Here is a 16,855-nt window from a genome sequence, read left to right on the forward strand (position 1 = left end):
TTGATTAAATACAACGAAACAACCGACTTTAATAAAATTTGCTAAATGTCGGAAATAACAAGGATTTATTTAAAAATATGGACACGGAAAAATTTTTAATTTCATCATTGCCAATGCGTGTCTTAAAAAAGCTTCGCGACCATACTATAAACAAAATTGCTTTTTCTTGGAGAGATTTATTTTTCCTATATCTCTATATTGCAGCCCTTATCACCATTGTGATGCTGCTACCTACGCAAGCCACCCATTATTATGATACCCGTACCGCTTTTATTGCCTTAGGCCTATTAGGAATTTGGCGATATAGTTGGTGGGGATTGCATGTTATTCGTTCTTTTATTTATGCAAAGTTCGTTTTTCCTCGACGTCGCTTATTAGCTAATCAGCTTTGGCAATCCGGTTGGCGGCCGACTGTGCTTTACATCATGATGACAACTTATAATGAATTGAAAGAAACGACTGAAAAAGTTTTAGATACGCTAGTCAATGAAAGTAAACATTTAAATATACCGATAAAATTATTTGTAGGAATTGGGTCGGAATATGATCAACAGGTTATTACTGATTTTTTTTCGCGCGTAAAATCTGATTTTATAAATGTTAGATTTGTGCAACAAAAAATGCCTGGCAAACGATACGCCATAGGTGAAACCTTACGTAGTATGGTAGTCGATGGTTTGGCCGAAAATGATCCCGTTATTTTTATGGATGGTGATACTTACTTTACTGAAAATTCGATTACTCAATGTTTACCATTTTTTGAAATCTATCCTAAGCTACAGGCCCTTACAACACATGAACAAGCTATTGTTTATGGCGCCCCTCATTGGATGAAAAAGTGGTTGGAAATGCGTTTTATTCAACGCCATTTTACGATGCAATCTTATGCTTTATCTAATAAAGTTTTAACATTAACTGGACGCATGTCGATGTTCCGCGGCAAACATTTATTGTCACCTGATTTCATTGAGATTATTGAACAGGATCATTTGCATCATTGGTTATGGGGACGTTATCGTTTTTTATCCGGTGATGATAAGAGTACGTGGTATTACTTATTAAAAGAAAAAGCTGAAATGTTTTATATTCCTGATGTAACCACCGTAACAATAGAAATCATTAAAGGCAACCCTTTGTCACGCATGCGAGAAAACTTACGACGCTGGAGTGGTAATACGCTTAGAAATGGTGCACGAGCGATTGCCTTAGGCCCGCAGACAGTGGGATTTTTTATTTGGTGGTGCATTGTCGATCAACGCATTGCCATGTGGAATATGCCAATTGGTTTGATGATTATTGCTCTAACTGCTTTAACAAAAAATATAAGTGTATTGTTAATTTATTTAATTTGGATTGGATTTTCACGTTTATGTTTATCAACAGTGTTATTTTATTATGGCAAACGTATTGATATGTCTTTCCCGTTTATTATTTACTTTAATCAAATTATGACGAGCTTTATAAAAATTTATATTCTTTTTCGCTTACCGCAACAACGCTGGCAAAATAGGGGAAATCAGCAAGCTGGCTTTGCGCAAACTCAGCAATGGCCATGGCGGGATTGGGTAGCTAATTCATTGACCGTTTTTTATCTGTTATTATTTTTAGTTATTATTCTTCTTTATTTGGATATCATTTCACTTCCAACTTTTACAGATATCAAAACAATATCACTTTAAAATCCACAAAGTGTAACGTCGGATGAAATTTTTACGCAAGAAGTTAAACCTTCTTTCACGGTATAGGGTTTGAACTTCATATTTTCGATCATCAGCATGCTTGTGGTTGGTGTAAGCCCAGTTAATCCTTGATTTGCAGGTGTATAATCTATTGGAAATACGACTTGGGCGGGCGCAAGAGAACTAGCTTCACTTGGTGTTATAACAGGCGTAGGTGTGGGAGGAGCCGGTGGTACGGGTGGAACAGGTGGAACGTCACTGAGAATATTACCGGTTAAATTGGTGGGTTGATTGAGTGCATAATTACTAGCAGAAACGCCATCTAAGCTCAACCCAGATACTGTGACAGGAATGTCGTTGCCTACATCAGGATTAATAAAGTTGGCTAGATAATGATTGACATCTAACGTAACGGTATCACCGCTAAATACACCTATTAATTGCGCTGTTGAAGTTGCAAGCGTCGCAAGCGTTGTACCATTATAATATTTATCATTCACCGTAATGCCAATAACACTTAAAGGTGCTTGCGTAATATCTGCGATTAATCCTGAAGGTTGAGACACACTATAATTAGAAGAACCGCTGCCATAAATTGTGTAACCGGTCGCAATGACTGATTTATTAATACCGGCATCTTGATTCACAAAATTACCTATAGCATTGAGGCTATCTAAATTGACGTTGTCGCCACCTATTACACCCGAAAGGGAAGCAGAGGTATTATTCAATACGGCGAGTGTGGTGGCATCATAAACTTTATTATTAGCAACCACGCCGGTAATGATTAAATCTTTCGCCGTGATATTGGCCGTTAAACCAGTTGGTTGTGATAACGCATAATTTGACGCATCACTACCCGTAATTGTATAACCCATGGCAGTTACAGGTTTTGCAACCCCAACGTTTTTATCATTAAACGTAGCGGTGGAACTATCGCTATCTAAGTTGACAGTATCTCCCATCACAACACCGGATAATGCAGAGCCAGTATTATTTAACGTTGCGATAGCGTTACCATCGTAAACTTTATTGTTAGCTAAAGCACCCGTAATCGTTAAATCTTTAGCAAAGATGGTTGCTGTTAAACCTGTGGGTTGAGAGAGCGCATAGTTGGATGCATCGATACCCGTAATCGTATAACCACTTGCGGTAACTGGCTTTGCAACACCGACATTTTTATTATTAAACGTACCCGTCGAACTATTACTATCTAAGTTGACCGCATCACCATCAACGACACCCGAGAGCGCAGAACTGGTATTGTTTAACGTAGCGGTCGTATTACCATCATAAATTTTGTTATTCGCTACCGCACCGGTAATCGTTAAATCTTTAGCAAAGATGGTTGCTGTTAAACCCGTGGGTTGAGAGAGTGCATAGTTGGATGCATCGCTACCCGTAATCGTATAACCTATAGCGGTTACAGGTTTTGCAACGCCAACATTTTTATTATTGAAGGTGGCGGTTGAACTATTACTATCTAAGTTAACCGTATCACCATCAACAACACCGGAGAGTGCAGAACTGGCATTGTTTAACGTAGCGGTCGTATTACCATCATAAATTTTGTTATTCGCTACCGCACCGGTAATTGTCAAATCTTTTGCAAAAATGGTTGCTGTTAAACCCGTGGGTTGAGATAGCGCATAGTTGGATGCATCGCTACCCGTAATCGTATAACCTATAGCGGTTACAGGTTTTGCAACGCCAATATTTTTATTATTGAAGGTGGCGGTTGAACTATTACTATCTAAGTTAACCGTATCACCATCAACAACACCGGAAAGCGCAGAACTTGCATTGTTTAACGTAGCGGTCGTGTTACCATCATAAATTTTGTTATTCGCTAACGCACCGGTAATTGTCAAATCTTTCGCAAAAATGGTCGCAGTTAAACCCGTGGGTTGGGTAAGCGTGTAATTTGAAGCATCGCTGCCTGACAGTGCAAAATCCATTGCAGTTACTGCTTTCCCAAAGCCAACATTTTTGTTATTAAAAATCCCCGTTGCACTACTTGAATTAAGCGTTACTGTATCGCCGTCAACAACCCCTGAAAGCCCAGCTGAAGTAGTATTAAAGGTAGCAGTCGTATTCCCATCATAAATTTTATTATTAGCGACAACTCCGGTCGTCGTAAGATCTTTTGCTGTAATTGTACCAATATTTGCATTAGCGGAACTTGCAGCAAGTTGATAACCATACACCGTCGCAGCTCCGTTTGTTGCACTTGCAATCGCAATTCCTGTAACCGCAACATTTTTATTGGTGCCAACATTCTTATTATCATAATTACCATTGACTGGATTGTTAAGGGTAACAGTATCGCCATTAATCGAACCCGTGCTTGAATAATTTGCGCCAGCGAGTGTTGCAGCCGTGGTGCCATCATATACCTTCGTAACATTACCTATAAGAGATGCAGTGATCACCGGTGCTATAGAATATAAGACACCATTGCCAGTGCCAAGGACGCTCGTTGAATTATAAATCGCATTATATTGTTTGAAGTTATAAGTCAGGCCGCCGAGCGTGTCGTTGGATGGGTCTACAGTCCAAAGAAGATAGTTACCACTTGCTGCTGTGAGTGCATTGCTTCCAACATTGTTTATGAAACTTTGTCCAGCGAGAACAATTGCATTACCATTTCCAGAAGCGATAATGCCTGAATTCAAAATGAGGCCGGCATTACTTGCATTAAGCGTGACGGTACCAGCGGATATACCATTAATTGTTCCTATATCATCTGTTATCGAATCGATCGATAAAGCATGGGTCGTACTGGTTAGACTCAAGTTGCCCGTTACATTGCCCGCTAAAGTTTGCGGTAAAATGTTATTGCTATTTAAGGTAATATTTCCGCCAGAACGTAACGCTAATTTTGCATTACTTGTTCCTAAATTAATGACACCGCCTTGCGTTATATCACCACTTGCTTGCAATGTTAAGACGCCATTGGTTGCAAAATTTGCGCCAGGTGTCCAAGCATTCACGGCAATACTATTTACCCCACTATTTCCGATCCGTACATTCGTTGCACGTACATCACTCAATGCGCCACTTGATAATAAAAGATCCCCAGCAGCACCGGCAATACCAATAATTTTATTAGCCGTTCCTGGCTGCAATATCACGGTTCCAGCAAGACCTGCGCCGGTACCCGTGCCACCAATCTGTGAAGGCGTTGCACCACCGGCTAAGCTCATGGCATCCGCACTGAGGGTAATTTTGCCTGTTGAAAGTAATTGTGAAGCATTACCTAGTGTTAACGTACCTGCTCCTGCATTCGCGATTAAATCACCGCTACCAGCATTCACAACCGTGGAAGCTGCTTGTGTAACGCCTACACCGGTTAACGAAATGGTGCTACCACCCGTTGCTTGGATCCCACCATTTATCGTAAGTAAGCCACCCGCAGCAATTGTAACGGCATTCGTAAGTGTTCCTAAATTAAGGGGTCCTGTCATATTAAGTGCAGATGTTGTAACAAGACTGAAAGCTCCACCGCGTGTAATAGAACCTAAAGTTGCAATGCTGTTACTAGCATTATTGAGTGTTATGGCATTCGTGGTATTGCCAATTAATGTACCTGTGCTAACTGAGGTAGCTGCAGTTTGAGTCACAGCGCCGGTAATATTACCTGTACCTAATACAACTGTGCCTGAATTAACAGTAATGTTTCCCAATGCTAATGATGTGGCGTTCAGAAAACGTAATGCACTTGCTGTGGCGTTCGTATTGGTTAACAACCCAGCAAATTGCATGGCTCCGCCTCCGCCTGACATAGTAATCGTGCCGCTATTAGAATTAACCGTGCCACTGGTTTGCGTAATACCATTACCGGTTAAACTAATATTATTTGCTCCTGAGGTTAGAATATTATTAGCAAGCGTTAGTAAGCCAGTCGTTGTAATGGAAAGTGCATTGTTAACAACGCCTGTCGCAATTGCACCATTTACACTTAATGCACCTGTATTGTTAATAGTAAGTGCACCACCGCGCGTTATCGCACCAAGTGAGGCAATGGTATTAGGCGTATTTCCTAAATTAATACTGCTTGATGTATTAGCTGATAAACTATTAACTGCAAGTGTCGTGGATGCATTTTGCGTAACAGCTCCGCTTACGTTCCCAACACCCAATACTAAGCCTCCAGATGCTGCGCTTATATTACCTAAAGCGATAGTTGATGCATTCGCTAATTGAATGGCACTTGTTGTAGCGTTCGAGGAAGTTAATGTTCCTGAATTAAGTTGCATACTACTACCACCACCATTAATTGAAATGGTTCCAGAACCGGAATTAACATTCGTTCCATTAGATTGACTCACGCCTGTTCCAGTTAAGGAAATATTATTGTTAGTCGTTGCAATACTTTGCGCAATCGTAAGTGATCCACCTGCACCCGATGCGTTTAAGGTAACAGCACCTGGTGTCGTAATCCCATTTACATTACCCATATCATCCGAACCATTACTGACCGTTAATGCATTCGTCGATGCATTTGTTAATGAAAAAGCGCCATTGGTTTTAGAAGCAAGAATATTAGAAAATTTATTACTGGTATTTGTTAAAATAACATCGCCTGTACCGCGCACTAATAATTTAGCATTACTATTTGTTTTAATATCAATAGCAGCTGCCTGAGTAATGCCGCCTGCAGCTAAAGTTAACGTGTTGGAAAGATACGTGCTACTCGTAGTCCAAGGTGTGCCTGCAGATGCAACCGCCATGGCTCCGGCATTAACATTGCCTAATCTTAAATTGGTTGCGCGTAACGTTCCTAACACCGTACTTGAAATATTAAGTGCACCTGCACCGCCTGCAACCCCAATGGTTGTGCCGATACTGCCTGGCTCAATGATTAACGTTGAAGCGGTTCCTGCACCGGCACCCGTACCACCAATTTGACTGCCACTATTAACTGCCAAAGCATCGGCAATAATATCGATGGTTGATCCTGTATAAACTTTCGAACCATTATTCGTTGTAAATGTACCTGTACCCGCATTTAAAGTAATGTTGCCGTAAGTGCCATCGATAACAGAACTGCCGCCTTGAGAAATACCTGTGCCCGTTAACAACATGGTGCCGTTATTGGTTGATAAATTATGGTTAATGGTAAGTAATCCGGAAGCATATAAAGTTAAAGTATTACTATTTGTTGATAATGCGCCGGCAGTTGTTAAAGTGCCGCCATTACTTCTTAATGTTAAGCCCGCAGAACCTACAGCAAGGGCTGAAGCTGGTAATGTAAGTGTGCCACTTGAAGTCACAGAAAAAGGTGTATTCGCGTTAAGCGTGGGTGTTGCCAGGGTAATATCGCCGGTATTGGAAATCGTAATACCACCTTGACCCCCGGTAAGCGTCAATATTCCGCCATTGCTTACCGTTGTAATGGGAAGCGAATTGTTACCAATTGAACTTGATCCAGACGTTGGAACAGCGAAAGTAAAACTACCATTTGTACCAGCATTAATACTGGTACTTGCAACTTGCTGAATGGAACCACCTGTCGTATTACCGCCCGTTGCAGTGGTTGCGGTCACGCCACCACCGCTACCCGTTGAAACATTTCCGATATTGATTGAACCTGATCCACCACCTGCGGCATTAACAGCGATACTGACAGCACTGTTTGTAGTGTTATTTGTAACTAAAGAACTTCCAGATGACATGGTAAATCCTTCACTACCCGAACCTTTCGTATTGGCTTGAATCGCAATCGCACCCGTACCACTTGTCACTGCTGCATTTAAATTAATATCGTTGCGAGAAATTATGTTAATACCATTGCTACCTGTATTGGTTAGCGCATAGGCATTAATACCACCTGGCGTTCCCCCTACTAAATTACCAATTTCTAAATGAATAAGCCCCGTACCTGCATTAATTGAAACACCGCCTCCCATTGAAATTGAGCCCGCACCACCCGTGCGGAAGTTAATATCAGCATCAGCTTGATTTGCAGTTAAAATAATGTCGCCATTATTAGTTGTTAAATTAGCGTTTACAAAAATACTTCGACCCGCTCTAACAACAAGAAATTTATTAGCCGTTGTTAAATTGACTGCTTCATTGAAAGTTACATCAGAATTTGCTTCAAGGGTGATGTCAGCGGCTGCTGCATTTAAACTGTCGGGTGTAATAACGGTTGTACCAGCAGGATTGTCAGCATAAAGATTATTGACGCCGGCTTGGTAACTTGAACCGCCACTACTTTGAATGGTTATGAAACGAGGATCTAATAACAAGGTACCCTGCACACCGTTTGCAGCGCTTGCATCAACATTACCACGATAATCTAACGTTTCTTTACCGGATACTTCAATGTCACCGCCATCACCGGAAAGCGCGCCACCGCGAGAAAAAATACTTCCTAAATATGATGTATGATCATCTGACCATAGTACAATTTGGCCGCCATCACCTTGAGTCATAGCATCAGCTAGAAGTGTGACATCTTTGCCAACTGTTGTATTTTTAGCATTTTTGATCGTAGGATTTTTTCCTTGGAAATCGCCACCCACTAAAATTTTACCGCCACCTTGATCCCCCGATGCATCAACGATAGCTTGTTTTTCAAGTGCAATACGCTTTCCAAGTACGCGAATTGCGCCGCCTCTCTCCCCAGCCTGTTTACCGCTTGCAATTAATTTTCCACTAACTCTAACGTCACCTTCCCCACCCATTAAAATTATTTCGCCATTTTTAACACCCACCGATTTCGCTTCAACCACGCCCTCCATATTAATGGCCTGATTCAACACTTGACCTGCAGATTGCGCCGATAAAAGCACTTTTCCTCCCGCTGCAGAAATGGTGCCCTTGTTGGAAACAGCGCTTTCAAGCGGTTGACCATTTTTATCAACAGCCGTTTGATTAGCATCGCCTACAGCAAATTGAACAAGCTGATCACCGCTAAAATCAATTGTGTAAGCTGTGCTTGAACCTAACACAACAGTACCCATCTGCGCTTCGATACGGCCATTGTTGACAGCTCCACTGCCAACGAGGGCGGCTAATCCAGCATTATGAACGACGATGGTGCCTTCATTAACAACCGATCCATGCCAGGCCGGTGATTGTTGGAAACGATATTGCCCAGCCATAAAGTCATGATCATTAATATTGGCAGTTGTAGCGACCAAGCCGGCAACATTGACGTAAGCGTTAGGTCCAAACCAAATCCCTGCAGGATTGACCAACCAGACTTGTCCATTGGCACTAATTTGACCGTAAATAGAAGAAGCACCTTGAGCAGGGTTAATGCGATTTAAAGCGATACTTCCGGAATTAGGTTGTTGATAGATTACTTTTTCAGCTGCCCCAACATTATAAGAATTCCAATTAATAATAGCCTTATCAGTTGTTTGGGTAATATGCGTAGTAGGGCCTTGCTGAACAATAGTTGCATTCCCGCCGGCTACAACCCCGCCTTGGGGCCCAGCATATCCCCCTTGGGATGACAATGTTGCGAGTGTCATCGTAAACGCTGCAATTAAAATCTCAATCTTCTTATTCACTTAAATCCGCATCCCCTAGTGCTTTGATTTTTAGTACATTACACTTAAATTTGTATAATATTTGAATACAATATGGTGATAAGTATAGACGAAAGAAAGGGAAGTTGCGTCGTGATAAAATGTTGAAATTTAACGATTTTTACTGAGTAAACTCCACCTTTTTGCCCTCTATATAATATTTGATTCTATTCGGTCTTATTGAGGGGGGACCAAGGGGGATTTAAGGAAATAAACCAGGCATCCAACGATGGGCTAGCGCTGCAGGGAAAGTAAGTTTAAGGGACGATTTAGGAGAATCGGAGGTGAGAATCCCTTTTTCAATTAATACTGCAGTTAAGCGACGCGCATGTCGATCTGTTACATTCAAAATTGTGGCGACATCACCACGAAGGAGTTCGCCGCGATAAAGAATCGCCTCAAGAATTTGTAATGCTTGCTGAGGCAAGTTGCCTAACTGAATTTCTTCTTTCGCCCAAACCAAAATTCTGGTGCGCAATTGATCGGGCTGCATTAATTTTTCCATAAAAATAATTTGATCAATGCAAGTTTTAAGAAAAAATTGGGTAAAAGCTGCAAGCGCTTCCTCACTTAAATTACCTCGCCCATCCAAATCATTTCGACGGGGCAAATCACAGTCGGCAAGATGCGTTTTATAATCCTCTACATTGCGAGCTAACCCACGTGCAATTGACCACATTCCGCCTGTGTCCAAAACATCGCGTGTTATGGCGTGGGACATTAAACGCGCTACACGCCCATTTCCATCCAGAAAAGGATGGATCCATAATAGGCGGTGATGAGAGGCAGCAAGCGCAAGTATGGTTTCCGCTTTTCCTAAGGATTCATAAGCTGAAGTAAACCGCGTCAGAAAACGAGGTAAAGCTCCGGGACTTATCGCAATATGATTACCAACTTTAACATTCTCTTGACGTAATTCACCCGGAATAATTTTTATTTTTTTATCATTCTCAGTGTCTTCTACCCACAATAAATCTTCTGGTAAGAGGGTGTAAAAATGGCTGTGAATAGCACGGATAGTTTCAGGCGCGTAAGGATTTTTAATGTTGCCTTGATCAATCCATGTTTGTACAGCAATATGCGCTTTCGCTTCTTGCTGTAAATTACGCTTCTTAATGTCAGTGCTGTATCTTCCTTGTAGAGCTTGCTCAATTTCAATAGGATGCGTGTTGTGTCCTTCAATTAAGTTACTGTAGTAACAATTCATGGATCTTACCATGTTGGCCAAAGAGGCTTGCATGGCAATGGGCAAACTACGTCTAAATCCAGAGGATTTAGCCACTAAATCCATAGCAAGGTCGAGGAGTAGGGGACGATGCGTGGAATGTTCCGAAATCAAGAGCGGCTCCATGATCGAACAGGGCTCGGTGCGATCGTAAGTCGAGTAAATGTCCTCTTTTTTGTCCGCTTTTTTTATTTTCATCATGCTGATTATAGCACTTTTTTGACAAAAATAGCGCCGTGTCCCTGATTAAATGTCCGCTTTTATGTCCGGTTTTTAAGCTTCTACGCTCAACATATTCCTTAATACATAGGGCAAGATGCCGCCATGGCGGTAATAAGCGAGCTCATTTAAGGTGTCAATCCTAGATTGAAATTGGATGACTTCCTCACGTCCTTCTTCAAAATAAATGCGCGCCGTTACCAACGAGCTTGGCTCTTGTAATTGCGTTTCAACCTCTAAAAAATCAAACCGCTCCGTACCTGTTAAGCCAAGCGACTGACGGGTCACATCCGGTAAAAATTGTAAAGGTAAAATACCCATCCCGATTAAATTGGAGCGATGAATGCGTTCAAAACTCTCAGCGATCACAACCACAACACCGAGTAATTTCGGGCCCTTGGCAGCCCAATCCCGCGATGAACCGGTTCCATATTCTCTCCCAGCAATCACAACAAGTGGTGTGCCATCCTCCTGATAACGCATGGCCGCATCAAAAATACTCATAACTTCGTTACTTGGAAGCAATTTGGTAATACCGCCTTCCTGGCCTGGTACCATTTCATTGCGAATACGTATGTTAGCAAAGGTACCGCGCATCATAACTTCATGATTGCCGCGACGTGATCCTAAAGAATTAAAATCCTGCGACGCAACCCCTTTACTTGCTAAATATCGGCCTGCTGGACTATCAGCTTTAATAGACCCCGCGGGAGAAATATGATCAGTGGTTACACTATCGCCAAGCATGGCGAGAACACGGGCTTGCTTAATGGTCTGAATAGGGGTTGGATGTCTCGACATGTTAGCAAAAAAAGGCGGCAATTGAATGTAAGTGGAATCCGCTTGCCAATCATAAGTTTGGGATTGGGGAACTTGCATAGCTCGCCATTGCGTATCGCCTTTAAACACATTTTGGTAAGTACTCTTAAACATGGCATCGGAAATAACAGACGCTTCCTGCGAAATTTCAGCATTGGTGGGCCATAAATCTTTTAGATAAACGGGTTCATTTTTTTGATCATACCCAAGAACATCGGTAAGCAAATTGATGCGGACTGTCCCTATCAATGCAAACAATACAACGAGAGGCGGCGAAGCTAACCAATTAGCTTTAACTTGTGGATGAATCCGACCTTCAAAATTACGGTTGCCAGATAGAACAGCAGACACTGTTAAATCATTTGCATTCACGCACTCAGCAACTGCATCAATAAGCGGACCGGAATTGCCAATACAAGTCGTGCAGCCGTAACCCACTAATGAAAAGCCCAAATGATCTAGATACGTTTGCAAACCAGCTTTCTCAAGGTATTGAGTGACGACTTGCGAGCCTGGGGCAAAAGATGTTTTTACCCAAGGTTTTCGTTTTAAACCACGCTCATAAGCGCGCTTTGCAACTAAACCTGCTGCAATTAAAACATTCGGATTTGAAGTATTAGTACAGCTTGTAATAGCTGCAATAACGACGTCCCCATGATGTAAATCGTAACCTTCACTCGTTGCATAATTTTGATCAAGTAATTGACTATGATTTTCATCGATTAAAAGTTTATCAAACGTTGCTTTAAGAGAGGCTAAATCAACTTGGTCTTGCGGACGCTTAGGGCCTGCCATGCTCGGTTCAATCTTCGATAAATCAACTGACAAGACTTCAGTAAATTCGGGAGCATGATTGGGATCATGCCAAAGTTTTTGTGCTTTCGCATAAGCTTCGATTAATGCAACCGTTTCTTCACTCCGTCCTGTTAAACGTAAATACGTGAGTGTTGCTTCATCAATGGGGAAAAAACCACAGGTTGCGCCGTATTCCGGGGACATATTCGCAATGGTTGCGCGATCAGCGACAGATAAATGGAGAAGCCCGGGGCCAAAATATTCTACAAATTTTCCGACAACACCGTGCTCTCGCAAACGATGGGTGATAGCTAAGACGAGATCGGTTGCCGTCACCCCTTCTGTCAGTTGTCCGGTCAATTTTACACCGATGACTTGCGGAATAAGCATAGAAATGGGCTGACCCAACATTGCAGCTTCTGCTTCGATACCGCCGACCCCCCACCCTAATACCCCAAGACCATTAATCATAGTAGTATGACTATCAGTCCCCACTAAGGTGTCGGGATAAGCTAAAGCTACTTCGGAAGTTTCTTGGTGATGCCAGACTACTTTAGCTAAATATTCCAAATTAACTTGATGACAAATGCCCGTGTCGGGTGGAACGACGCGAAAATTTTCAAAAGCTTTTTGTCCCCAACGTAAAAAAGCATAACGTTCATAATTACGTTGCATTTCCATTTTGGCATTAACACCAAATGCACTCTGAGTTAGAAATTCATCGACTTGAATAGAATGGTCAATGACTAAATCAACAGCAGAAAGCGGATTAATGTGTTCTGCGTTACTTCCCAAAGCTTCGATGGCATCACGCATTGCCGCTAAGTCAACGACAGCTGGGACCCCGGTAAAATCCTGCATAAGAACGCGTGTTGGACGAAACGCAATTTCGCGATGCGATTTTTTTGTTTCCAACCACTCTACAACCGCATGAATATCTTCAAGCGTGACACTTTGTTGGTCTTCATGGCGCAATAAATTTTCTAATAGAATTTTTAAAGTAAAAGGTAAGCGATCAACTTCTTTTAAGCCTGCTTCTTTTGCACGTTGCAAACTGTAATAGTCATAAGTTTTCCCTTGAATCGTGAACGAAGTCCGTGTTTTCAAACTATCGACTGAGCGTACTCTATTTTGAGAAGATGTGGGTTTAATATCGCTTGTCACCTTCATTTCATCACGAGGTGTGGGCCATGCAGGCGAATCACTAGCGGGAAAAGATTCTTCAGAAGATTCTTCAACAGAATAAACGCGGGGATCATCGGAATTTTCTTTCTTGGAGTTATCATGATCTTTATCAATCGCCATGGCGTAAACCTTCAATGATGGAGACGTAATTTAAAAGTCTACCTTATCAATCACTTAGTTACCATCAACGTAATCAACCTACCCTTTTCTTGCACTTTTAAGAGCAAGCCTTTAACATGAGTAAAATTAAAAAGTACCGTCCCATGAAGGTCAAAAATTTGTTCATCATTAAACGTTTACAGCAGTGGCAAAAAATTTTTCTAGCGCTAGTTTTAGGCACATTACTTGGCCTTTTCGTTGGACCTCCTATCACGATCATTAAGCCCATTGGTATTTTATTTATTCATGCGATTAACATGATGATTGTACCGGTTGTTTTTACTGCGATCATCAATGCTGTTTTATCCATGGATGATTTAAAGATAATGCGCCGCATTAGTATTAAAGCTTTTACGTTTTATATGTTTAGCATGGCGATTGCTGCAAGCATTGGACTTTGGATTGGTAATCTTTTTACACCCGGCGCTGGCTTAAAATTAAATTTACAAGCGGCCGAAACAACCACAACCCTTGCACCTTCCTTGAGTGAAATAATTGTTAACATTATTCCTACCAATCCAGTCGCTGCGCTTGCTTCAGGAAATATCTTACAAATTTTAGTTTTTGCCTTAATCTTGGGATTGTCTATTCAACTTGCTGGTGACAAAGGCAAACCGGTTGCCGATTTTTTTAAATCCTTTGGCTCCGTTGCAATTAAGCTTTCTCAACTCGTGATGAGCTTTGCTCCGATCGGAATTTTTGCACTGATGGCATGGATTGCAGGGGAGTATGGTCTGAGCGCACTCATTCCGCTGATGAAATTAGTTTTAACTGTGTATTTTGCCTGCTTTTTAATGATTATTTTTTATTACAGTGGCACCCTTTTCGCTTACACACGATGTTCTCCCAAATTCTTTTTTCGTTCAATTAGCGATGCCATGTTATTTGCTTTCAGTACTTCAAGTAGTACTGCAACGCTGCCCGTAACCATGCGATGCGCGGAGGAAAATTTAAAAATTTCAAAAAAATTAAGCGGATTTTTATTACCACTTGGTACTACCTTAAATTTAAATGGCTTATCCATTTACTTAGGCGTCGCCACTGTATTTGCTGCTAACATAAGCGGGATCCAGCTCGATTGGACTCAATATGTTACGGTCATTTTCACCATTATCCTGACTGCTATGGGTGCGGGTGGCGTACCAGGATCTGCAATCATCGTCATGAGTGCTGTCTTTAATTCCGTAGGATTGCCGCTTGGCACGGTTGCACTCATCTCAGGTGTTGATCGGCTTATCGACATGGCTCAAACAACGACCAGTGTAGTAGGCGACTTGCATGCAGCTTATATGGTTGCTCACAGCGAAAATGAGTTAAATTTGCCCGATTTTTCCATCCAGAAATCCTCCACAACTAATATAATTGATCTCCCAAATAGCGCAATCGAGTAATAAGCCTATATTTCAAGCAACTTCTACTGAAATAATCTTTCAAGCCTCTGTTTCTTATATAATAAGAAACAGAGAAGTTATTATTCATAACAGGCAAATAATGAAAGTACGTTACATTAACGGCTTACTTCTACTTGGGTTGGTAATTCTCTCTATTACCTCATTTCTCGCTTATGAACAAATCACGCGTTTAAAACAAGCCAATGCTTGGGTCATGCACACACAGGAAGTAATTAATGCAGCAAATAAAACCATTTTAGCCACAGAAACCGCACAGCTTTTAATTCTGCAATATTTACTTACGGGTGAAACAAACAAAATAAAACAATTCGAACGTCACGTTTTGACGTCAAAGCAACATATCTCCATTTTAAATAAATTAACCGCAGATAATCCGGCTCAACATTACAAAGTGCAGCGTCTCGAACAACAAATGAATTCTTACTTAGTTGCGTTAAGCCAAATTGTTAGTCACATCAAACCTGTGCAAAATACAGCGCTTGCTACTAATTTTCGAACGCTTGAAAAAAATCACGTACAACATATCAATGAAACGCTTAGCTTAATTAGCCAGGATGAAAAAAGACTGCTGGTCGAACGAGCAGCAGTCTCCACTTCAACCTCACATCTCATTAATTTGATCTTAATCATTACGGGTGCGCTTGGTACTTTAATGCTTTTATATAGTTTATATTTTCTAAATCATCATTTAAATAAACGTCTTCTAGCTGAACGGGCGAGCGCTGAAATCCAAAACCGGTTACGTCGGATTATAGATAGCAGTAATGACCTCATTGCGGCAGTAGATAATGATTTAAATTACATTGCATTCAATAATGCTTACGAAGAAAAATTTAAAGAATTGTTTAATCAACCTTTATCCTTAGGATTTAATCTAAAAAAATTATTACCCAGCAAACGGGTTGAAAATATGATTTTAGATTGGGAACGTAGTTTAAAAGGTGAAGAATTTAAAATTATTACCAGTTTTGATGAATACAGGAAGGATAGTCATTACTTCGAAGCCACGTATAATGCGCTTTACGACATGGACGGTCACCGAATGGGTGGCGCTCACATCATGCGCGATATTACGGAACGACGTAAAGTCGATCAATTAAAAAATGAATTTATTGCTGTTGTCAGTCATGAATTACGCACGCCGTTAACTGCTATTAAAGGTTCATTGTCTTTATTATTAGGCGGGGCAATCGGCAGCCTTGATGAAAAAATTAAAAATATGTTGCAAATCGCCTATAATAATTGTGAACGTCTTATTACGCTCATTAATGACATGTTGGATATAGAAAAAATTGAATCGGGGAAAATTGAATTTAATTTACAAAAAATTGACTTAAACACGCTCATCCAAGAAGGGATTAGCGCAAATCAATCTTACGCCGATAGTTATAATGTTTCAATTGAATCAGAAATGCCGTCTCAACACGTCTACGTCTATGCAGATCATTCTCGTTTAATACAAGTTCTTAATAATTTACTCTCAAATGCAATCAAATTTTCACCAACTAAGCAAGCTATCATCTTGAATCTTTCAACCAATGATCATCATGCGATTGTTTCTGTAACCGATCACGGTGCAGGTGTTCCTGTAACCTTTAGAAAACAAGTTTTTGAAAAATTTTCTCAAGCCAATACTTCTGATGTTAGAAAACATGGGGGTAGTGGTCTAGGTTTAAATATTAGTAAAGCAATCATTGAAAAAATGGGCGGTACCATCCATTTTAGATCACAAGAAAATATTGCAACCACATTTTATTTTAGTCTTCCCTTAATTTCAAAACTTAATATGAAAGAACCACCTATTGAATAGGAATTCTC

The 16,855-nt window shown here is 41.0% G+C and carries 6 protein-coding genes; 3 read left to right on the forward strand and 3 right to left on the reverse strand.

Annotation, left to right across the window (positions count from 1 at the left end; genetic code table 11):
- The first annotated feature begins 77 nt into the window (after window positions 1–77).
- Window positions 78–1,679 (forward strand): glycosyltransferase, encoded by a 1,602-nt coding sequence (locus H0W64_09670; protein MBA3661986.1) that lies wholly within the window; start codon window positions 78–80, stop codon window positions 1,677–1,679.
- On the opposite strand, the gene H0W64_09675 is transcribed toward H0W64_09670, so the two are convergent.
- The 3 genes from H0W64_09675 to acnA all read right to left on the reverse strand — a co-directional run bounded on the left by H0W64_09675 (window position 1,676) and on the right by acnA (window position 13,586).
- Window positions 1,676–9,205 carry a filamentous hemagglutinin N-terminal domain-containing protein gene (locus H0W64_09675; GenBank protein ID MBA3661987.1) on the reverse strand — a complete coding sequence of 2,510 codons (7,530 nt, stop codon included), beginning with the start codon at window positions 9,203–9,205 and terminating at the stop codon, window positions 1,676–1,678. The genes H0W64_09670 and H0W64_09675 overlap by 4 nt on opposite strands.
- A gap of 220 nt (window positions 9,206–9,425) precedes the next feature.
- Entirely contained in the window at window positions 9,426–10,574 is a 1,149-nt protein-coding gene (locus tag H0W64_09680) for a Fic family protein (protein ID MBA3661988.1), read from the reverse strand.
- A 147-nt stretch (window positions 10,575–10,721) separates the two neighbouring features.
- Entirely contained in the window at window positions 10,722–13,586 is a 2,865-nt protein-coding gene (acnA, locus tag H0W64_09685) for an aconitate hydratase AcnA (protein MBA3661989.1), read from the reverse strand.
- A gap of 143 nt (window positions 13,587–13,729) precedes the next feature.
- Here acnA and H0W64_09690 point away from each other — a divergent pair, with 143 nt between their 5' ends.
- Together H0W64_09690 and H0W64_09695 are read left to right on the forward strand one after the other, a co-directional pair.
- On the forward strand, window positions 13,730–15,016 hold the full coding sequence (locus H0W64_09690) for a dicarboxylate/amino acid:cation symporter (protein MBA3661990.1): 1,287 nt from the start codon (window positions 13,730–13,732) through the stop codon (window positions 15,014–15,016).
- A gap of 100 nt (window positions 15,017–15,116) precedes the next feature.
- A complete protein-coding gene (locus H0W64_09695) occupies window positions 15,117–16,847 on the forward strand; it encodes a CHASE3 domain-containing protein (GenBank protein ID MBA3661991.1) in 1,731 nt (576 codons plus the stop codon).
- Window positions 16,848–16,855: the final 8 nt, after the last annotated feature.

The organism is Gammaproteobacteria bacterium (assembly GCA_013816845.1).
GTDB lineage: Bacteria > Pseudomonadota > Gammaproteobacteria > DSM-16500 > DSM-16500 > Aquicella.

What these genes read in the sequence shown, in the direction of transcription:
- H0W64_09690 (MBA3661990.1), top strand. Translation starts at nt 13,730, where the DNA reads ATGAAGGTCAAAAATTTGTTCATCATTAAACGTTTACAGCAGTGGCAA.
- H0W64_09670 (MBA3661986.1), top strand. Translation starts at nt 78, where the DNA reads ATGGACACGGAAAAATTTTTAATTTCATCATTGCCAATGCGTGTCTTA.
- H0W64_09680 (MBA3661988.1), bottom strand. Translation starts at nt 10,574, where the DNA reads ATGGAGCCGCTCTTGATTTCGGAACATTCCACGCATCGTCCCCTACTC.
- H0W64_09695 (MBA3661991.1), top strand. Translation starts at nt 15,117, where the DNA reads ATGAAAGTACGTTACATTAACGGCTTACTTCTACTTGGGTTGGTAATT.
- acnA (MBA3661989.1), bottom strand. Translation starts at nt 13,586, where the DNA reads ATGGCGATTGATAAAGATCATGATAACTCCAAGAAAGAAAATTCCGAT.